Source organism: Pantoea dispersa (assembly GCF_035783935.1).
Lineage (GTDB): Bacteria > Pseudomonadota > Gammaproteobacteria > Enterobacterales > Enterobacteriaceae > Pantoea > Pantoea dispersa_C.
Genome location: NZ_JALKOV010000001.1, coordinates 725123 through 744867, shown reverse-complemented (window position 1 = coordinate 744867; position 19745 = coordinate 725123). Strand labels below are relative to the sequence as shown.

Sequence of the window (19745 nt, the reverse complement as noted above, 5' to 3'; positions counted from 1 at the left end):
TTTCACGTCTTTTTTACGGTTTATTAAAATGAAAATTGCTCTTTTGCGACAGGTACCGTTGCTGATGCTGCCTGCACTCCTGCCGCTGCCGCTGCTGGCGGCGGACAATGCCAGCAATACCCTGGTGGTCAGCGCCGCGCCCGCGGCCAGTGGACTCTCCGAACTGGATACCCCGGCGGCGGTCAGCGTCGTCAGCGGTGACGATATGCGCCACGCCGCACCGCGCGTTAACCTGTCAGAAAACCTCACCAGCGTGCCCGGTCTGCAAATTCAAAACAGACAAAATTATGCACAGGACCTGCAGATTTCGGTGCGCGGCTTTGGCTCGCGTTCCACCTTCGGCGTGCGTGGCATCAGAATGTACGTCGACGGCATTCCGGCCAGCATGCCAGATGGCCAGGGGCAAACCTCAAATATTGATATTGGTTCCATCGATCGCGTGGAAGTGCTGCGCGGCCCGTTCTCCGCGCTGTACGGCAATGCATCGGGCGGCGTGATCAACGTGGAAACCCAGCGCGGCCAGCAGCCGACCACGCTGGAAGCGAGCAGCTGGTACGGCAGTTACGGCAGCTGGCGCAACAGTGTGAAAGCGAGCGGTGCCACCGGTGATGGCAGCCACGCCGGCGACGTTGACTATACGCTTTCCGCCTCGCGCTTCACCACGCACGGCTATCGCGACCACAGCGCCGCGCAGAAGAACCTCGGCAATGCCAGACTGGGCGTGCGCATTGACGATGTCAGTACCCTGACGCTGCTGTTCAACAGCGTACACGTTGAAGCGCAGGATCCGGGCGGCCTGACGCCGGATCAGTGGCGTGCGAATCCGCGCCAGGTGGCCAGCAACGTCACGCTGTACAACGCGCGCAAAACCGTTGATCAGACCCAGGCCGGTCTGCATTACCAGCGCCAGATGAGCGATAACGACGATCTCAGCGTGATGCTCTATGCCGGCGAGCGTGAAACCACTCAGTATCAGTCCATCCCGCTGGCGACCCAGCTGAAACCCGGCTATCCCGGCGGTGTCATATCGCTGTCGCGCCACTATCAGGGCATTGATACCCGCTGGACGCACCGCGCGACGCTGTTGACGCTGCCGGTGACCCTGACCGGCGGCCTCGACTATGAGACCATGAGCGAGAAGCGCAAAGGCTATCAGAACTTCACGCGCAGTGACGGCGCGACCGATTACGGTGTGCAGGGTGAACTGCGCCGCAACGAGCGCAACCTGATGTGGAACCTCGATCCCTATCTGCAGACCGCGTGGCAGCTGAGCGATCGCTGGTCGCTGGACGCCGGCGTGCGTTTCAGTACGGTCAATTTCGATGCTAACGACAATTACGTGACTGCCAGCGATCCGGATGACAGCGGCAATCGCCGCTACCACCGCTGGCTGCCTGCGGCCTCGCTCAAATACGCGATTGACGAGGGCTGGAATGCCTATGTTTCCGCCGGTCGCGGCTTTGAAACGCCGACGCTCAATGAACTCTCCTACCGCGCGGCGGATCAGGCCGGGCTCAATCTCAACCTGCAGCCGGCCACCAGCAATACCGTTGAGCTGGGCAGCAAAAAACGCCTCGGCAACGGCCTGCTGACCGCCGCGCTGTTTCAGACCGATACTAAAAACGAGATCGTGTCAGACAGCAGTTACGAAGGCCGCACCAGTTACAAAAACGCCGGTGAGACGCGCCGTCGTGGCCTGGAGCTCGGGCTCGATCAGCAGTTTGGCTATGACTGGCACCTGAAAGCGGCGTGGACGCTGCTCGACGCGCGCTACCGTAGCAACGCCTGCGGCAGCGACAGCTGTGACGGCAAACGCATTCCCGGTATTGCGCGCAACATGGCGTATGCCGGGCTGGGCTATGCGCCGGAGCAAGGCTGGTATGCTGGCGGCGACCTGCGCTACCTGAGCGACATTGCGGCCAACGACCAGAATGATGTCAAAGCGCCCGCCTATACGGTGGTGGGACTGAACAGCGGCTATAAATGGCTGGTGCAGAACTGGACGCTGGATCTGTTTGGTCGCGTCGATAACCTGCTGGATCGTCACTATATCGGCTCGGTCATCGTGAATGAAAGCAATGGTCGTTACTACGAACCGGCACCGGGGCGCAATTACAGCGTTGGCCTGACGCTGAGCTATGCCTTCCAGTAATTAAATACGGGCGCCGACGCAGGTCGGTGCCTGATTCAGGTGCGGTAACGCGCCGAGCCGACAAATTTAGAAAATTGCTCACTCCAGATTTGTACCGCGCAATATTCCTGCGGATCGACGCCTTCCGGCAGCGATTTAATAAAGTCACCAAAGTTATTTAAATCGCCAATTAACGCCGACTGATGCTTTATTTTAAGAAATGAATGCTGATCGAACGCCTGAGTTTTCGTCAGATAGATTTTATAGTGTGGCCCGGGGGCAATTTTCCCCTCAAAGGCAATAATGTTGTCAGTCAGATAGACCTTACCGCTGGCCCAGTAGAGCGCATCGCTGCCCGGCTGATGGCGATCGAACTCGCCGCTATACAGCGCCTGCTGTTTCGCCACATCAACCTCTTTTTGCGTGGCGTTAACTTCTGCGGTAATTAACGGTGACAGCACCAGACCTAAGGTAATACCGGTGCCCAGAAAAAACAGGCTGGCGATGAAATAAAGCAGGTTTAATTTTTTTAGCATCCCTACCTCCCGGCAGCAGAAGAGCGCGCTACGGCTAACGCTGTTGCTGCTGCACGCTGGTGTTTATAAATCGTAAAGGCCAGGCTAAATATCGGTTACCGTGTTGCTGTGTATACGGTGACAGTAACCAGCACTGATGAAACCAATTCTCAACGGTGTCGATGTAACTGGCGCGCACAAGGGTGCGCTGCAGCAGGATGTTGCGCAGAACAGGGCCGGCAGCACCAGCCCTGGAGGGGAAAGATCAGTTCAGCAGAGCGAGAATTTCGTCGGTGGTGCCGGTTTCGCCGAGGCGCGGGAAGATGCGCTCAATGCTGTTGCGGTGGGTTTCATCGTTCAGGCAGCTCATCGCATCGGTGGCCAGCGTGACGTTATAACCCAGCTCGTACGCCTGACGCGCCGTGGATTCCACGCCAATACTGGTGGCAATGCCGCACACCACCACCTGCGTTACCCCACGCTGCTGCAGCTGCTGATGCAGGTCGGTATTGTGAAAGGCACCCCAGGTCTTTTTCGTCACGCTGAGATCACCCGGCTGCGGTGCCATTTCCGGCACCAGCACCGCCCAGTCTGCCGGCAGCGCGGCATCGTGGCGCGGCAGCTGATTGCGGCCCGGCGCGCCGCCCGCCACGTTGACCAGCGTAACCGGCAGCTGTTTCGCGCGAAACGCCTGCGCCAGCTGCGCGGCGCGCGCAATCACGTCTTCCGGCGGTAACGGCGTAACCGGCAGGCGAACGATGCCGTGCTGCAGGTCGATGATGATCAGGGCGGTATTGGCATCTAACGTGGTGACAGCCATGGTGAGTCCTCTCAAATTAATGGTCAGCGAGTCGTTGCAGTAAGGGAATGGCGGCCAGCAGCGTTTGCTGCTCCTGCGGGTTGAGCTGGCTGCTGATGCTGTGCAGCAGCCAGTCGTCACGCTGCGCGCGATTGCTGGCAATAAGCTGCAGGCAGGCGTCGGTGGGCTGATAGCGGGTTTTGCGGCCATCCTGCGCATCGGCTACGCCCTGTACCAGCCCCAGCGTCTGCAGGCTGGCGACCGTGGCGCTCATCGACTGGCTGCGCACACCTTCGCGCGCGGCCAGCTCGGTCACCGTCATCGCGCCGTCGCGCACCAGATAACCCAGCACCGAAACCTGCGGCCAGGTAAGATCGCCCGGCGGGGCCGATTCGCGCAGGCGGCGCATCAGTTTGCCATTGATGCTGCGTAATGCCGCAGCGGCACTAATCAGCTCGCTCATCGCCCTTCTCCTTTACTGATGAAGCCTGAGTATATAAATACGAAGGTAAACTGTGTAGTTTGCCTTCGTATCAATTTGTGATCGCGCTGTGCGCCCTTTAGCCGCGCTGTACGTAGTGAATCAGGCTATGAAAGCGCAACGGCGTCGCCAGCGGATTGCGGTAGCTGTGCGGCTGATCGGCGGCGAACTGGCTGGCCTCGCCGGCCTGCAAACGGCGCCAGCTGCCTGCCATGCCCAGCAACAGCTCACCTTCCACCACCACCACCTGCTCAATCACTCCGCTTTCATGCGCGGAGGAATCGCTCTGCGCGCCCGCCGCCAGCGTCACTTCCAGCAGATCGAAGCGCAGACGCGCGTCATACGGCAGCAGCGGTCTCACCTGCATTTGCGCATTGGGCTGGCTGAAAGTCGCCACCTCGCCCGACGGCTGCGCAGCGCTCTGAACAAAAAAGGAGAACGGCACATTAAAGCCGGTGGCGATTTTCCACAGCGTGGCAATCGTTGGGCTCGACTCGCCGCGCTCAATCTGGCCGAGCATGGCTTTACTCACGCCGGTGCGCGCCGCCGCCAGCGTCAGGCTCCAGCCATTGGCCTGACGCAGCTGCTTCAGCGCCTGACTGAGGTGTTGATGCAGATTTTCCATGAAGTCTCCTGAAAAGCGGGCGCGCAGTGTACCACTTGTGCGCGCCACACCGCGCGTGCCACAATGTGCGTTATAACGCACAACGGGATGTGATTCCATGACCACCGCCACTGTTCGTCCGGCTTTTTCCTTTCCGATGCTGATTTCCGGCCTGATCGCCGTGCTGGTCGGCTATAGCAGCACCGCCGCGCTGATCTTCCAGGCAGCGCAGGCCGCAGGCGCCTCGCCGGCGCAGATTGGCGGCTGGCTATCGATGCTGGGCATCGGCATGGGGCTGGCGTCTCTTGGCCTGTCGCTGTGGACGCGAATGCCGGTGCTGGCCGCCTGGTCGACGCCGGGTGCCGCACTGCTCGCCACCAGCGTGCACGGCCTGACGCTCAATGAGGTGGTCGGGGTGTTTGTCGCCACCAATCTGCTGATTGTGCTGAGCGGCGTGACCGGCCTGTTCGCCCGGCTAATGAATCACATTCCTCAGTCGCTGGCAGCCGCGATGCTGGCGGGCATTCTGCTGCGCTTCGGCATCGGCACCTTCAGCGGCTTGCAACACCATTTCGCCCTGTGCGGCAGCATGTGTCTGGTGTGGCTGCTGAGCCGGCGCTGGCTGCCGCGCTACGCCATCCTGCTGGCATTAATCGCCGGCGTGCTGGTGGCGCTGGGTCAGCGCGCCATCCACTTTCCGCCTCACGCGCTGACGCTGAGCGTGCCGGAATTTATCATGCCGCACTTTAACCTTGCCGCACTGATTGGCGTCGGCCTGCCCTATTTTCTGGTCACCATGGCATCGCAGAACGCGCCCGGCATAGCCACGCTGCAGGCGCATGGCTATCAGCCGCCGGTCTCCGCGCTCACCGGCTGGACCGGGCTGATCGCCCTGCTGCTGTCGCCGTTTGGCGGCTTTTCGGTGTGCATTGCTGCCATCACCGCCGCGATCTGCATGGGCGATGATGTCGATCCGGACCCGGCGCGCCGCTGGGTAGCATCCGCGCTGGCGGGCGTGTTCTATCTGCTGACCGGTTTGACCGGCGCGCTGATCGCCGTGATGCTCAGCGCATTGCCGCCGGTACTGATTGCCACGCTGGCCGGTCTGGCGCTGCTGGCCACGCTGGCAGGCAGTCTGCAGCGCGCGCTGGCGGAACCGGCACAGCGCGACAGCGCCATCGTGGCGTTCCTGATCACCGCCAGCGGCATTTCGCTGCTTGGCGTCGGCTCGGCGTTCTGGGGCCTGATTGGGGGCGTCCTCACACATTTGCTGCTCAGTCCACGCCGAAACGGTTAACATTTCACCACCCCCGCTCACAGCGGGGGAATAACGCCCTGTTTTCCCCCCTTTTTCCCCCGTTTGATTACGGCGCATTTGGCTTAAGATCACTATCATCGCCCATCACACCCGATGTTTGGCTTCAGATAACCACCGATAAGGGCCCAACGAGTGGCAAAAACTTTTCTGCGCAGCGGTAATCTCGACGCGTTACTGGCACTGGGGGAGAACGGCCAGCCGGTCTGGGCTTCGGCCCTGCAAATTCGCGAAACGTTACGTTTGCGCCGCCAGACGACGCTGGCAAACTGCCTCGCGATCCCGCAGGCCAACGAGCGCGGTGACCGCCTCGACTGGTACGCGCCGTTCAGCGGCAAAGTGAAATCCTGGCTGGCGGCCAGCGATCGCGAAAAGCGTCAGGCGCTGGAGCAGCTCACGTTGAACCAGCAGGATTTGCAGGCGCTCAGCCTGCGCGCCCGCGATGCTGAGAATCCGGCGATGCGCCTGTTTGGCGCGCTGCTGGCAAAGACGCTGCAGTTTCCCGATCAGCAATATGTCTATCTGGTGGATGGCAAGCCGGTAATCACTTTCTGGGGCTTTGTCGATCCGCAGGCGCGCACGCGCGATGATGCGCTGGCCTGCCTGCGTGATAGCCTTGATGAAGAATTGCCGCCGCTGGTGGTGCCTGCCGCGGTGCCCGACATGGCTGCCGCGCCTGAGCCGGTTGCGGCCCCTGTCGTGCCGCAGCCCGAGCCGGAACAAAAACCGGAACCCGAACCCCAGCCCGAACCCGCACCGCTGAGCGTTGTCGCCGACACGCCAGCGCCTGCGCGGAAGACATCCGCGCTGCGCCCGCTGCTGCTGGTGCTGCCTCTGGCCGCCGCTGCTGCAGCGGGCGTGGCCTTCTGGTTACACGACGCGCCGGTCCAGCCGGCAGAAACCGAAACCGCGCCGGTGGTGAGCGCCGCGCCCGCGCTTGCCCCGGCGATGCTGGCGAAAGCACAGACGCTGGCCGCCACGCTGCCGCACAGCAGTGCGACGGTGACGCCGGCACCAGCGCCAGCTGCGCCAGCGGCACCGCCTGAGGTGGTCGCCGAGCACACCGAACCCGCTAAAGCAGACGATCTGGTGATGACTGCCGATGACGCGCGCCTCGGGTCGGTGAAATTTATCAATGGCACCTGGCGCGTGACGCTGCGTCAGACCAACCTGCCGACCGGCAAGCCGCCGAGCCTGCGCTACCAGATCCGCAATGGTAAAGGCAGCGCAGTGATTACTCAGGGCGACAATAACCGCTGTAAAGCCGATGTCACCGCCGCCATGACCAGCGCCGGCACCATGGTAGTGCGCAGCCGCTATACTGCCAGCTGCAGCGATAAATCACGCTATCGCATGCCGGAGCTGGCGTGCAAAGCCGGTGATGGCATCGCCAGCTGTACGGCGCAATATGGCGCCGATCAGGTCTTCCCGTTGACGATTAAGCGTGAGAGTAAGTAACCATGTTGGCTCCCCTGATTGATGACAAACAGAAAATCACGCTGATTGAAGATAGCGGTGTGCAGTTCCTTGATTTCGGTCTGCGCCTGCCGGCGCTGCAGGCGCGGCGGCAGTTTGTGCGCCAGACCGCCAACGGCCCGCTGCTGCGTCTCAACGTCGATGGCAACAGCGGCAAATTTCTGCTCTATCCGCAGGATGGCGGCGCGGCTGAAGTGGTGCGTCCGGAAACCGATATCGCGCTGGCCGACTCCCTGACGCTGCTGGCCGGGCAGTGGCTGCCGCTGCCGGTACTGCGCTGCTCCAGCGGCCGTCGTTTCATCGGTGGCCCGGATAACTGGGCGCGTCTGCGCCTCGCGCCGCTCAGCCAGCCCGACGCCGCGGGCAATACCCATCGCATCACCCTCGCCTTTGATACGCGCCTGGTGGCCGACGCGGACGGCGGCGAGCAGCTGGGTTTAAGTAAAGCCGATGCGCAGAACGGCGTCAGCTTTGCGCTGGCGTGGCACAACTATGAGCTGGGCGAGTTCCTCGATCTCACCTGGGTTGACGGCTGGCTGCGCGAGACGTTTAGCCAGCAGGTGTATGCGCTGGAATCGCGCCGCGAGCAGGAAGTGAATCAGGCGCTGCGCGAGTTTGAATACCAGGCGCACTACCTCAACGTGCTGGAACTGCTGGGCGAACAGCTCGACCTGGCCGAAATCACTATCCAGGCGGCCTCACCGCAAACGCCAGCGGTCAACGTGGATATCATTCTCGACGTCGGCAACTCGCACACCTGCGGCATTCTGGTGGAAGATCACGCCGATGAGAGCAACGGTCTGCGTCAGACCTATGAGCTGCAGCTGCGCGATCTGTCGCAGCCGCACCAGGTGTACAACGAGCTGTTTGACAGCCGGCTGGAGTTTGCCGAAACGCGCTTTGGCAAAGCGAACTTCTCACTGGAGAGCGGGCGCGAAAACGCCTTTATGTGGCCCTCGCTGACCCGCGTCGGTCGTGAAGCCAGCCGTCTGGCACTGCAGCGCGCCGGCACCGAAGGCAGCACCGGGCTCTCCAGCCCGCGCCGCTATTTGTGGGATGAAGCGCGTTATCAGCCCGGCTGGCGCTTCAACGCCAGCGGCGACAGTGACGAGCCGCAGGCCACCGCGCTGCCGTTTACCCTGCTGCTTAATGACGAAGGCCAGCCGCTGCACGCCCTGCCAGTGGACGACCGCCTGCCGGTGTTCTCTGCCAGCTACAGCCGCAGCTCGCTGATGACCTTTATGCTGTGCGAGCTGCTGGCACAGGCGATGATGCAGATGAACAGCGTGGCCCAGCGCCAGCGCATGCCGCAGAGCCAGGCACCGCGCCAGCTGCGTCACGTGATCCTGACGTTGCCGTCGGCGATGCCGAAGCCGGAGCGGGAAATTTTCCGTCGCCGCATGCAGGAAGCGATTGCGCTGGTGTGGAAAGCCGAGGGCTGGCATCCGGCCGACGCCGCCTTTGACGCCGCCAGCCAGGCACACAGCCTGCGTCCGGTACCGGATGTGCAGATGGAGTGGGATGAAGCCACCTGCGGCCAGATGGTGTGGCTGTTCAACGAAACCCAGGTGAATTTCGCCGGTCGCGCGGAAGATTTCTTCAGCAGCATGGCGCGCCCGGATCGCCCGCGCGAAGCGGATGAGCTGCCGGGCAAAAGCCTGCGCATCGCCTCGATTGATATCGGCGGCGGTACCACCGATCTCGCCATCACCCAGTATCGTCTTGATGACGGTCAGGGCAACAACGTGAAAATCACGCCGCGCCTGCTGTTCCGTGAAGGCTTTAAAGTGGCCGGCGATGACATTCTGCTGGACGTGATTCAGCTGTGGGTCCTGCCCGCGCTGCAGCAGAGTCTGCAAAAGGCTGGCCTGGCGCTGGCGGAACCGCTGATGAACAAGCTGTTTGGTCACGACAGCCGCATGGACGGTCAGGCCACGCTGCGCCAGCAGGTCACCCTGCAGCTGTTTATTCCGCTGGCGCAGGCGGTACTGGAGCGTTATGAGAACTGGGATCCGCTCGACAGCCACAGCGAAATCAACGCGCTGTTTGGCGAGCTGGTGCCGCAAAAACCAGCCAGCAGCGTGCTGGCCTTTGTTAACGGTGAGATTCAGCGCACGCTCGGCGGCGACAGCCGCTTTGACCTGCTTGAGGTGCCGCTGGTGGTGAGCATGGCGCAGTTGCACGCCGAGTTCCTGCAGCACCGGATGGCGATCATTCCGGCGCTGCGCGCCATGTGTGAAGTGGTCTCGCTCTACCAGTGTGACGTGCTGCTGCTGACCGGTCGCCCGTCGCGTTTCCCTGGCATTCAGGCGCTGGTGCGTCATTTACAGCCGCTGCCGGGCAGCCGCATTCTGTCGCTGGAGGGCTATCACACCAGCGACTGGTATCCGTTCAACAAACAGGGCCGCATCGATAATCCAAAATCCACCGCGGCGGTCGGTGCCATGCTGTGCCTGCTGGCGCTCGATCTGCGTCTGAGCAGCTTCTGGTTCCGCGCCGGTGATTTTGAACCCTACTCGACCATTCGCTATCTCGGCGTGCTGGATGAAAACGCCACGCTGAGCGACGACAATCTGTGCTACAGCGAGATTGATCTCGACAGCAGCAGCTTCGCGCTGGACCGCAAAAGCAGCTTCCGCATTCGCGGCAATGTCTGCCTCGGTTTCCGCCAGCTGGAGAACGACCGCTGGCCGACGACGCCGCTCTACAGCCTGAGCATTACCGATCCACAGCTGGCGCGCAAAGTGGCGGGCGAAAGCGTGCTGCGCATCAAACTGGCGGTCCAGCCGGGCCCGGACAACCTCGGGCCGGAGCGGCTGGTGCTGAGCGAGGCGCGCATGGACGACGGTACGCGCGTGCCGCTGGAGCAACTGAGTCTGAAACTGAATACGCTGTCGGCCACCGGCAACGCCAATGCGCAATACTGGATCGACAGCGGGAGCGTGTGTAAACGATGAGAACTGCCAAAAAAGCCACACCGGCAACGCCTGCAAAACGCCTCAGCCTGCTGCAGGAGACGGTTGACGGGGCGCTGAACTGGGTGGAGAGCCACCAGGCGCACTCCCCGCGTCTGGCGCTGGAAGCGGACACGCTGCGGCTCCAGCTGCGGCGCGCCCGCGTCGAGAGCCATGCGCTGGCGCGACAGCTGGCACGGCCGGTGACGCTGGCGCTGTTTGGCCAGTCACAGGCCGGCAAAGCCTGGCTGCTGAGTGAAATGGTCGGCGACGCGCAGGGCCAGCTGATCGCCCGTCTCGGCGACAAAACCCTGAACTATTTTCAGCACATTAATCCTGGCAATGTCGATTTTGCTATTGCCACCCGCTTCAGTCATCAGCGCGAGGCGCAATCCGGCGCCTGGCCGCTGGAGATGACGCTGCTGAGCGAGGCCGAACTGATTCGTCTGATGCTGGCCAGCGCCAGCGCAGACACCCAGCCGGACAGCGCAGCGATTGACGCGGCGCTGCAGCGCCTGCAGCGCCATCGCCAGAGCGAGCTGCAGCACGGCCTCGACAGCGACGCGCTGGTGACGCTGTGGGCGTGGCGCCGCCGCCAGCCCGATCACGCCGAGATTTTGGACCGTCACTTCTGGCCGCAGGCAATTGAGCTGGCACCGTGGCTCAACGTGGACGACCGCGTCCAATTGTTTGCGCTGCTGTGGCCGCAGCAGCCGGTGCTGAGCGAAACCCTGCGCAGCCTGCTGCACCTGCGCCATCAGTTGCGGCACGCGCCGCGCGTGCTGGCACCGCTCAGCCTGCTGGTGGATGATGCCTCGCTGCCGGCGGAAAAGCTGATTGGTCATGACGCCGACCTGACCGAATTGATTGAAGTCTGCCCGATTGTCGCCAACCGCGTGGGCAAACCGCAGTCAGTGCCGCTCGGCTGGCTGGCGCTGCTGACGCTGGAAATCACTCTGCCGCTCAGTTCAACGCCGCGTCAGGCGCTGTATGACGAGGCCGATATGCTGGAGCTGCCCGCGCCGGGCACGCCAGCCGATCGCGGTCAGCAGGAAGAACGCGCAAGGCTGGAGGCGCGTGATGCACCGCGCGCCAGCCTGCTGGAACAAAAACGTGCCCTGCTGCCCGGCTTCTATGCCGCGCGTCAGGGCATCGATTTAATGCTGATTTGTACCGCCGCCAGCCAGCGTCAGGATGCGGATCTCGCCGCCAGCGCGCTGCGCGAATGGCAGCTACAGCAGAGCGCGACGGCCAGTGCGGACAAGCCGCGGCTGATCTGGGCAATTACGCCACACGACGCGCGCTATCAGCAGTCGCAAATCAATGTCGATGAAGCGGTACAGCGGCAGATTGGTCAGCCTGGACAGAGCTGGGGATCGATGCTGGCGCGCGATCGCGCGGGCGTCGATCGCATGGGCAGCTGGTTGCAGGATGAGATGCAGCCGGAAGCGCGACGCGATCGGCTGGCGCAGCAGCTCAGCACGCTGCAGCAGAAACTGGTGGAGCGTCTGCAGCCGTGGACCGAAGCCAGCGCCACGCCGGAACAGGCGGCGCGGAAACAGGCGATCGCCGATACGCTGCTGAAATGTTTGCAGCACCGTACCGGCCTGCACGGCGAGCTGCTGGAGCGTCTGCAGCCGTCGCGCGAGGCGGTGCGTCAGCTGTGGCTGAGTCAGAGCCACGGCAGCACGCCGTCCACCGGCGGTCAGCCGGCCGCGGCAGAGCAGAGCTATTTTGGTATTGGTTTTGAGTTTGACCTGTTTAACGATGAGCCGGTGACCACCGCCGAGCCGCGCAGCAGCGCCGGTCAGCGCGATCAGCAGTTTCCCCAGCAGGTGTTTGCCCTGTGGCTGGCGCACCTGCGTCAGCTACCGGAGAGCCAGAGCCTGCTGGCACTGCTCAACGTGGACAAGCCAACGCTGGAGCGGCTGGTGGAAGAGCTGATTACCGCCAGCTTCCGTTTGAAGGTGCTGAGCAAACTGCAAAGCGCGCTGAACGAAGCGGATGCGCAGGCCAGCGCCCATGAGGCGCGCACCGATCGCCAGGTGTCGCGCGCCATGACGGTGCTGGGTGACTTTGTCGCCTGGCTCGGCTTCCTGCAGCGTGATGAAAGCGAGCGGCCGCAGAGTCGCGTCAATCGCGGCAGCCCGATTTTTGCCCGCCCGCCGGCACCCAGCGTCAGTTTTTCGCCCGGCCAGCGTCTGACGCGGCTGTCAGCCGCGCCGGCTAATCACACCGCTTATTACATTTATGACTGGCTGGTGGGGTTAAATTCGCTGATCGTCGAGAATAACGGCTATACCGGCGGCGGCGATCTGCCGGCCAGTGCGCGGCAGACGCTGGCGTTTCTGCTGCTGCCGCTGCACGCTTAATCAGTGCGTAATCAGGCGCAGCTCACCCGCCAGCTGCTGCGCCGCCTCTTCCAGCAGCGCCAGCACCGGGGCAAACTCCGCGCTGGCGCTGGCCCCGGCGACATGTTGCAGATGCAGCGTTGCCGGCAACGCCATGCCGCCGGTCAGCCAGTCCCACAGCGCATCCAGATTGTAGCCAAAGCCTTCACGGCAGCCGCTCTGCTCGACCAGCGCCTGATAAAAGGCCTGGCGCGTGCCCAGCGTGCGGAAATCAAAATAGAGCGTCAGCATAGTCAGGGTACCTGCGTGAAGCTGCGATAGTGATCGGTGGTAAGAAAGATCAGCCCATCGGAAGAGTAAAGCAGACGATCGGCATCGCGGTGGCCGCAGTCGTAATTGACGTCCGCTTCATACCACTGACGTCCCGCCTGCATCGGCAGCCGCCGCTCGCGGTTGCTGAAGCGATCGCCGCCAATCGCGCGCCCTGGCAACACTTCACACAGGTTGCCCTGCGCCGGGTTCCAGCCCTGACGACGTGCCGCGCTTTTGGTGAGATAAAAATCGGGCAACTGATGATGCTGCTGCAGCCAGCGCGCCACGCGATTGGCGTCGGTCAGCTGGGCAATATCCGTCTGTTTTTCAGGCGCAGTGCCGCTCAAATGGGGCTTCAGCCCGATCCAGCAAACCACCAGCGCAAACAGTAATCCAATCCAGAGTTTTTTTGACATAGTGACATCCTGAAGTGCAGGACGCCGATGATAGCAGGTTTCAGGCGGGGAAAAACGCGGGCCAGCATGGCTGGCCCTGGCGGAGGTTTACTGCTGCATCGCGCTCGGGGTGTGCGCGGCGTGACGACGCCATGCGCCCGGTGCCACGCCATACTGGCGCTTGAAGCTGCGGTTAAACGACTGCTGTGAATCGAAGCCCAGCGAAATCGCGACGTTGAGGATCGGTTCGTTAGTGGTGGTCAGGCGGTCGGCCGATTTTTTCAACTTCTTGGCCCGGATGTATTCACCCAGCGGATAGCCGGTGTGCTCTTTGAACATACGCTGCAGGTGCCACTTTGAATAGCCGGCGCGCCCCGCTACGGTGTCCAGATCCAGACGTGCTTCAATGTTGTTATCAATCCAGTCGATCAGATCGTGAATAAAAGCGTCGCTCATCATCCCATTCTCTCCCGTCGCCATGGCGAACAGTATCAGTATCAGTTGCAATTACACTTTAAGGGTGACTGACTATCGCACTTAATGCAAGTTTTATTATTGCATTAAATGCCGCACTCGCCGTAGGGGCTTTAGCTACCTGTTACGAATTGATCAAAACCGCACATAAAGTGTATCAGATATTCTTGCAGATGCAGTTCGCCCAAGCCTACACTCCTCTCGTTTTAATGCAATCTTAAAAGTTGCAGATTTTTCGTACGTCTCCTTTCTTTTTCACCAACGCGGAATAACAACAATGCATCTGCAAACATATGGGGTTCGTCGGGCCGTAAGCCTGTCAGGAGTGATGTTGCTGGGAAGCCTGCTGGCCGGTTGTGATCGCGGCGTGGCGCAAAACGCGCCGCCGCCACCGCCCGAAGTGAGTGTCGCGCAGGTGGTTGAACAAAAAGTCAGCCAGTGGGATAGCTTCAATGGCCGCATCGAAGCGGTACAAAGCGTGCAGCTGCGTCCGCGCGTTTCGGGCTATATCGATCAGGTTAACTATCGTGAAGGCGATGAGGTGAAGAAAGGTCAGGTGCTGTTTACCATTGATGACCGCACCTATCGCGCCACGCTGGAGCAGGCGCAGGCCGAACTGGCCAGCGCGCGCAGCCAGGCCGCACTGGCCCGCAGCGAGTCGGCGCGTACCGACAAGCTGATCGGTACCCAGGTGGTGTCACGCGAAGAGTGGGAACAGCGGCGCTCGACCGCCAGCCAGGCGCAGGCCAGCGTGCTGGCTGCCCAGGCGGCAGTCGATATGGCGCAGCTCAACCTCGACTTTACCCGCGTCACCGCGCCGATTGATGGTCGCGCCAGCCGGGCGATGATCACCACCGGTAACCTGGTCACCGCCGGCGACAGCGCCAGCGTCCTCACCACGCTCGTGTCGCAGGACCGCATGTACGTCTACTTTGACGTCGACGAAGCGATTTACCTGCAGTACCAGGCGATGGCGCGTCAGGGCCAGAACCGCGGTTCGCTGCCGGTTGAGATTGCGCTGACCGGCGAACAGGGCTATCCGCATCGCGGCACCGTTGATTTTCTCGATAACCAGCTGACCGCCAGCACCGGCACCATTCGCATGCGTGCCACGCTCGACAATCAGCAGCGTCAGTTTACCCCAGGCCTGTTTGCCCGCGTGCGGCTGCCGGGCAGCGCAGAATTTAACGCGCTGCTGGTCGACGACCGTGCGGTGCTGACCGATCAGGATCGTAAATACGTTTACGTGGTCGATGCCCAGGGCAAAGCCGAACGCCGTGACATCCAGCTGGGCGATCTGGCCAATGGCCTGCGCATTGTGCAGCAGGGTCTGAAACCGGGCGACAAGGTGATTGTTAACGGTCTGCAGAAAGTGTTCATGCCCGGTATGCCGGTAAAAGCGCAGCCGGTGGCCATGCGCTCCGCTCAATAACAATCGAGACTGCCCGCTATGGATTTCTCCCGCTTTTTTATCGACCGACCGATTTTCGCCGCGGTCCTGTCGATTTTGATATTTACCACCGGACTGATCGCCATTCCGCTGTTGCCGATCAGTGAATACCCCAACGTGGTACCGCCGAGCGTGCAGGTGCGCGCGGAATACCCGGGTGCTAACCCCAAAGTGATTGCTGACTCGGTGGCGACGCCGCTGGAAGAAGCGATCAACGGGGTGGAAAACATGATGTACATGAAGTCGGTAGCCGGCTCAGATGGCGTGCTGGTTACCACCGTGACCTTCCGCCCGGGCACCGATCCCGATCAGGCGCAGGTGCAGGTGCAGAACCGCGTGGCGCAGGCCGAGGCGCGACTGCCGGAAGAGGTGCGTCAGCTCGGCCTGACCACGCAGAAGCAGTCACCTACCCTGACGCTGGTGGTGCATCTGTTCTCGCCGCACGGCAAGTATGATTCGCTGTATCTGCGTAACTACGCCACGCTGAAGGTCAAAGATGAGCTGGCGCGCCTGCCGGGCGTTGGCCAGATTCAGATCTTCGGTGCCGGTGATTACGCGATGCGCGTCTGGCTCGACCCGAATAAAGTGGCAGCGCGCGGCATGACCGCCGGTGACGTGGTCAGCGCCATGCAGGAGCAGAACGTGCAGGTTTCTGCCGGACAGCTCGGCGCCGAGCCGACGAAGAAAGAGAGCGATTTTCTGCTGTCGATCAATACCCAGGGCCGGCTGGAAGATGAAGCGCAGTTTGGCAATATCATCCTGAAAACCGCCGATGACGGCACGCTGGTGCGCCTGCGTGACGTGGCGCGCATCGAGATGGGCTCCGGCAGCTATGCCCTGCGTTCGCAGCTGAACAACAAGGATGCGGTCGGTATTGGTATCTTCCAGTCGCCAGGCGCGAACGCGATCGACCTGTCGAACGCGGTACGCGACAAGATGGCCGAGCTGGCAACCCGCTTCCCGGATGACGTGCAGTGGGCCGCGCCTTACGACCCAACGGTGTTCGTGCGTGATTCAATCCGCGCCGTGGTTCAGACGCTGTTCGAAGCCATCGTGCTGGTGGTGCTGGTGGTGATTCTGTTCCTGCAGACGTGGCGCGCGTCGATCATTCCGTTGCTGGCGGTGCCGGTATCAGTGGTCGGTACGTTCAGCGTGCTCTATCTGCTCGGCTTTTCGCTTAATACCCTGAGTTTGTTCGGGCTGGTGCTGGCGATTGGTATCGTGGTCGATGACGCCATTGTCGTAGTGGAAAACGTCGAGCGTAACATTGAGCAGGGTTTGACACCGGTGGCGGCCGCGCACCAGGCGATGCGCGAGGTCTCCGGACCAATTATCGCCATCGCCCTGGTGCTGTGTGCGGTGTTCGTACCGATGGCCTTCCTGTCGGGCGTGACCGGTCAGTTCTACAAGCAGTTTGCCGTGACCATTGCCATTTCGACGGTGATTTCGGCGATTAACTCGCTGACGCTCTCCCCGGCGCTGGCGGCGAAACTGCTGAAGGCACACGGTGCGCCGAAAGACCTGCCGACGCGCCTGATCGATCGCCTGCTGGGCTGGGTGTTCCGGCCGTTCAACCGCTTCTTCCAGCGCAGCTCGGACGGCTATGAATCGATGGTCGGTAAAACCCTGCGCCGGCGCGGTGCGGTGTTTGGTGTGTACGTGCTGCTGCTGGCCGGTGCCGGCTTTATGTTCCACACCGTGCCCGGCGGCTTTATTCCGACCCAGGATAAGCTGTACCTGATCGGTGGCGTGAAGATGCCGGAAGGCTCCTCGCTGGCGCGTACCGATGAAGTGATTCGCAAGATGAGCGAAATCGGCATGAACACCGAAGGCGTGGCCTATTCGGTTGCTTTCCCGGGCCTGAATGCGCTGCAGTTCACCAATACGCCGAATACCGGCACGGTGTTCTTCGGTCTGAAACCGTTCAGCGAGCGCAGCCGCACCGCGGCGGAGATCAATGCTGAGATCAACGCGAAAATTTCCAAAATCCAGCAGGGCTTCGGTTTCTCCATTATGCCACCGCCGATTCTTGGCCTCGGCCAGGGTTCCGGTTATTCGCTGTACGTGCAGGACCGCGCCGGCCTTGGCTACGGTGCGCTGCAAACCGCGATTAATACCCTGTCCGGTGCGGTGATGCAGACGCCTGGCATGATGTTCCCGATCTCCTCCTATCAGGCCAACGTGCCGCAGCTGGATGTGCAGGTGGATCGCGACAAAGCCAAAGCACAGGGCGTATCGCTGACCGATCTGTTCAGTACGCTGCAGGTGTATCTGGGTTCCTCTTACGTCAACGACTTCAACAAGTTTGGTCGTACCTGGCGTGTGATGGCGCAGGCTGACGGGGATTTCCGCGACAGCGTGCAGGATATCGCGAACCTGCGCACCCGCAACGATCGCGGCGAGATGGTGCCGATTGGCAGCATGGTGAATATCACCACCACCTACGGTCCGGACCCGGTGATCCGTTATAACGGCTACCCGGCCGCTGACCTGATTGGCGATGCCGATCCGCGCGTGCTCTCTTCTGCGCAGGCGATGGAAAAGCTGGAGGCGATGTCCAGCCAGGTGCTGCCGAACGGCATGAATATCGAATGGACCGATCTGAGTTACCAGCAGGCAACCCAGGGCAATACCGCGTTTATCGTGTTCCCGGTGGCGGTGCTGCTGGCGTTCCTGGTGCTGGCGGCGCTGTATGAGAGCTGGACGCTGCCGCTGGCGGTGATCCTGATCGTACCGGTGACAATGCTCTCCGCGCTGGTCGGCGTGTGGCTGACCGGCGGCGATAACAACGTGTTCGTGCAGGTCGGACTGGTGGTGCTGATGGGACTGGCGTGTAAGAACGCCATCCTGATCGTCGAGTTCGCTCGCGAGCTGGAGATGCAGGGCAAAGGAATTGTCGAGTCGGCGCTGGAAGCCTGTCGCCTGCGTCTGCGTCCGATCGTCATGACCTCCATCGCCTTTATCGCCGGCACCGTGCCGCTGATTCTGGGTGAAGGCGCCGGTGCGGAAGTGCGCGGCGTAACCGGCATCACCGTGTTCTCGGGCATGCTGGGGGTTACGCTGTTTGGCCTGTTCCTGACGCCGGTGTTCTACGTCACGCTGCGTAAGCTGGTGACGCGCAAACAGCAGCCGGCGGCGGAAACGCAGACGGTATAACGGCTGAGTAGTAAAACGCATCCGGGCCAACGTGCCCGGATTTTTTTGCCTGGCGCGGCATGACATTTTTACTCAGCAACGGCGCGCCTTTGCACCAGAGCACAGGAGCGGGATTTCACAGGATTTACAGGGATAGATTGTGCGTGCAGCAGCGGAATGGAAAGGTGCGCATCAGCGATGCGCACGGAGGATTAGCGGTCTTTTTTGCAGAGTTCAGCGATTTCGAGGTCGGGCAGCGGTTCACAGTTGCTGGTATCGTGCTTTTGCAGCTCGTTGAGCGCATCGGCGACGGTGCGGGTTTCCAGCACTTTCAGCGAGGCCTCTTCCGCCTGCTGGGCAATCGACTTGAAGTACCAGCACAGGTTGGCGCTGACCAGGCAGCGCGGCGCAACGTCCGGACGCGATGCCCACAATTTTTTGTCTTCAATCACTGAAGTGTAAATATCGCGCAGCGTGATCTCAGCGGCCGGACGACCCAGATGGATCGAACCGGTACGGCCAAGCGTCGAGACGATGATGCCATCGCGCGTTAACGGAACCATAAGTTTCCGAATGAAACTGGGGTTCGCTTCAAGACCGTAGGCCAGAATGGCGCTGGTCGAGCGTTTACCCAGTTGCTCCGCCATCGCTACGCTCAAAACCATCTGCAAAGCTGTCGGGAAGCGGTAATCTAGCATTTCTGTTTCCTGAGTTGCGGCCTATCTTCTTGTTTTCATACCGCGGCAGTGAATAATCAATGAGCAATAAATATAACAAACACTGTTGCTTTTTAGAATACCGAAAATGCTTTCCACACGTAACTATCCGGCGCTTTTTAACGCTACCTATGTGGCTTATCTGGCTGAATTAGCTGATTATTACACCGATTGTGCCTCTCTGCCTGTGCTTTAGCACTCTGAGCCTTGCGCAACAATGTGCGCAACCTGTCACGTTTCACGCGAGCAAAAACCACAACGGCGCTGGCGGCGATCCAGGATTAACAACACATACACGGAGGGCAATTAAGTTATTGCCGCGGCCAAAAGTGGCATGGCCGGTAATCCGTTGTTTCTTAGGCAGAAACAAAACCTGCTGCTGGCTATTTGTCAGGAAACGTCAGTGAGCGGTAACCTGCGGTGATTATTATTGATTTAGATCACCTTTTCCCCGCCCCTTTTTGCACAAAATGCGTCCGTTAACTATTTTCGAGGCGCGAAATAATGTCGGTGTTATCACCCTGGGTCGGCGCGTTACTGCTTACTGTTCTGCCACTCACGGTTGGCATCATTACGGCGGAAGCCAGTTGCTTAAATGCGCCCACGTTGTGGCAGTGCGTACGCATGGCGCCCCTGC

Annotated in this window: 15 protein-coding genes; 7 read left to right on the top strand and 8 right to left on the bottom strand. The window is 61.2% G+C overall.

Annotated elements, in window-relative coordinates:
- The first annotated feature begins 28 nt into the window (after positions 1 to 28).
- Positions 29 to 2152: a TonB-dependent receptor PqqU gene (gene pqqU, locus MXF20_RS03670; RefSeq protein WP_325967706.1), complete on the top strand. Its 2124-nt coding sequence runs from the start codon at positions 29 to 31 to the stop codon at positions 2150 to 2152.
- 35 nt (positions 2153 to 2187) lie between these two features.
- On the opposite strand, the gene MXF20_RS03665 is transcribed toward pqqU, so the two are convergent.
- From MXF20_RS03665 to MXF20_RS03650, 4 genes are all read right to left on the bottom strand, one after another.
- Entirely contained in the window at positions 2188 to 2667 is a 480-nt protein-coding gene (locus tag MXF20_RS03665; RefSeq protein ID WP_325967705.1) for a DM13 domain-containing protein, read from the bottom strand.
- A gap of 244 nt (positions 2668 to 2911) precedes the next feature.
- Positions 2912 to 3466 carry an isochorismatase family protein gene (locus MXF20_RS03660; RefSeq protein ID WP_325967704.1) on the bottom strand — a complete coding sequence of 185 codons (555 nt, stop codon included), beginning with the start codon at positions 3464 to 3466 and terminating at the stop codon, positions 2912 to 2914.
- Between the two features lie 16 nt (positions 3467 to 3482).
- Positions 3483 to 3908, bottom strand: a complete 426-nt coding sequence (locus tag MXF20_RS03655; protein ID WP_325967703.1) for a MarR family winged helix-turn-helix transcriptional regulator — start codon at positions 3906 to 3908, stop codon at positions 3483 to 3485.
- A gap of 97 nt (positions 3909 to 4005) precedes the next feature.
- The gene (locus MXF20_RS03650; RefSeq protein ID WP_325967702.1) at positions 4006 to 4551 is read right to left on the bottom strand and encodes a helix-turn-helix domain-containing protein; all 546 of its coding nucleotides are present in this window, start codon (positions 4549 to 4551) and stop codon (positions 4006 to 4008) included.
- A gap of 97 nt (positions 4552 to 4648) precedes the next feature.
- Here MXF20_RS03650 and MXF20_RS03645 point away from each other — a divergent pair, with 97 nt between their 5' ends.
- From MXF20_RS03645 to MXF20_RS03630, 4 genes are all read left to right on the top strand, one after another.
- Positions 4649 to 5827 carry a benzoate/H(+) symporter BenE family transporter gene (locus MXF20_RS03645; RefSeq protein WP_325967701.1) on the top strand — a complete coding sequence of 393 codons (1179 nt, stop codon included), beginning with the start codon at positions 4649 to 4651 and terminating at the stop codon, positions 5825 to 5827.
- Positions 5828 to 5980: 153 nt separating this feature from the next.
- Positions 5981 to 7303 (top strand): SrfA family protein, encoded by a 1323-nt coding sequence (locus MXF20_RS03640; protein ID WP_325967700.1) that lies wholly within the window; start codon positions 5981 to 5983, stop codon positions 7301 to 7303.
- A 2-nt stretch (positions 7304 to 7305) separates the two neighbouring features.
- A complete protein-coding gene (locus MXF20_RS03635; protein WP_325967699.1) occupies positions 7306 to 10278 on the top strand; it encodes a virulence factor SrfB in 2973 nt (990 codons plus the stop codon).
- Positions 10275 to 12647 carry a virulence factor SrfC family protein gene (locus tag MXF20_RS03630; protein WP_325967698.1) on the top strand — a complete coding sequence of 791 codons (2373 nt, stop codon included), beginning with the start codon at positions 10275 to 10277 and terminating at the stop codon, positions 12645 to 12647. The genes MXF20_RS03635 and MXF20_RS03630 overlap by 4 nt, the downstream gene beginning before the upstream one ends.
- On the opposite strand, the gene MXF20_RS03625 is transcribed toward MXF20_RS03630, so the two are convergent.
- The 3 genes from MXF20_RS03625 to MXF20_RS03615 all read right to left on the bottom strand — a co-directional run bounded on the left by MXF20_RS03625 (position 12648) and on the right by MXF20_RS03615 (position 13792).
- On the bottom strand, positions 12648 to 12917 hold the full coding sequence (locus tag MXF20_RS03625; RefSeq protein WP_325967697.1) for a barstar family protein: 270 nt from the start codon (positions 12915 to 12917) through the stop codon (positions 12648 to 12650).
- 2 nt (positions 12918 to 12919) lie between these two features.
- Complete coding sequence (locus MXF20_RS03620) at positions 12920 to 13354, bottom strand: ribonuclease domain-containing protein (protein WP_325967696.1); 435 nt, start codon at positions 13352 to 13354, stop codon at positions 12920 to 12922.
- 87 nt (positions 13355 to 13441) lie between these two features.
- The gene (locus MXF20_RS03615) at positions 13442 to 13792 is read right to left on the bottom strand and encodes a helix-turn-helix domain-containing protein (RefSeq protein ID WP_021506154.1); all 351 of its coding nucleotides are present in this window, start codon (positions 13790 to 13792) and stop codon (positions 13442 to 13444) included.
- Positions 13793 to 14084: 292 nt separating this feature from the next.
- On the opposite strand from MXF20_RS03615, the gene MXF20_RS03610 reads away from it, so the two are divergent.
- Both MXF20_RS03610 and oqxB read left to right on the top strand, forming a co-directional pair.
- Positions 14085 to 15239, top strand: coding sequence for an efflux RND transporter periplasmic adaptor subunit (locus MXF20_RS03610; protein WP_325967695.1), 1155 nt, complete (start codon positions 14085 to 14087; stop codon positions 15237 to 15239).
- An 18-nt stretch (positions 15240 to 15257) separates the two neighbouring features.
- Entirely contained in the window at positions 15258 to 18413 is a 3156-nt protein-coding gene (gene oqxB, locus MXF20_RS03605) for a multidrug efflux RND transporter permease subunit OqxB (RefSeq protein WP_325967694.1), read from the top strand.
- A gap of 191 nt (positions 18414 to 18604) precedes the next feature.
- On the opposite strand, the gene MXF20_RS03600 is transcribed toward oqxB, so the two are convergent.
- Positions 18605 to 19090, bottom strand: coding sequence for an RrF2 family transcriptional regulator (locus tag MXF20_RS03600; RefSeq protein ID WP_325967693.1), 486 nt, complete (start codon positions 19088 to 19090; stop codon positions 18605 to 18607).
- Positions 19091 to 19745: the final 655 nt, after the last annotated feature.

Excerpts from the sequence above, each read along its gene's own strand:
- MXF20_RS03665 (WP_325967705.1), bottom strand. The coding sequence starts at position 2,667 with ATGCTAAAAAAATTAAACCTGCTTTATTTCATCGCCAGCCTGTTTTTT.
- MXF20_RS03660 (WP_325967704.1), bottom strand. The coding sequence starts at position 3,466 with ATGGCTGTCACCACGTTAGATGCCAATACCGCCCTGATCATCATCGAC.
- MXF20_RS03600 (WP_325967693.1), bottom strand. The coding sequence starts at position 19,090 with ATGCTAGATTACCGCTTCCCGACAGCTTTGCAGATGGTTTTGAGCGTA.
- pqqU (WP_325967706.1), top strand. The coding sequence starts at position 29 with ATGAAAATTGCTCTTTTGCGACAGGTACCGTTGCTGATGCTGCCTGCA.
- MXF20_RS03620 (WP_325967696.1), bottom strand. The coding sequence starts at position 13,354 with ATGTCAAAAAAACTCTGGATTGGATTACTGTTTGCGCTGGTGGTTTGC.
- oqxB (WP_325967694.1), top strand. The coding sequence starts at position 15,258 with ATGGATTTCTCCCGCTTTTTTATCGACCGACCGATTTTCGCCGCGGTC.
- MXF20_RS03615 (WP_021506154.1), bottom strand. The coding sequence starts at position 13,792 with ATGATGAGCGACGCTTTTATTCACGATCTGATCGACTGGATTGATAAC.
- MXF20_RS03610 (WP_325967695.1), top strand. The coding sequence starts at position 14,085 with ATGCATCTGCAAACATATGGGGTTCGTCGGGCCGTAAGCCTGTCAGGA.
- MXF20_RS03650 (WP_325967702.1), bottom strand. The coding sequence starts at position 4,551 with ATGGAAAATCTGCATCAACACCTCAGTCAGGCGCTGAAGCAGCTGCGT.
- MXF20_RS03645 (WP_325967701.1), top strand. The coding sequence starts at position 4,649 with ATGACCACCGCCACTGTTCGTCCGGCTTTTTCCTTTCCGATGCTGATT.
- MXF20_RS03630 (WP_325967698.1), top strand. The coding sequence starts at position 10,275 with ATGAGAACTGCCAAAAAAGCCACACCGGCAACGCCTGCAAAACGCCTC.
- MXF20_RS03635 (WP_325967699.1), top strand. The coding sequence starts at position 7,306 with ATGTTGGCTCCCCTGATTGATGACAAACAGAAAATCACGCTGATTGAA.
- MXF20_RS03655 (WP_325967703.1), bottom strand. The coding sequence starts at position 3,908 with ATGAGCGAGCTGATTAGTGCCGCTGCGGCATTACGCAGCATCAATGGC.
- MXF20_RS03625 (WP_325967697.1), bottom strand. The coding sequence starts at position 12,917 with ATGCTGACGCTCTATTTTGATTTCCGCACGCTGGGCACGCGCCAGGCC.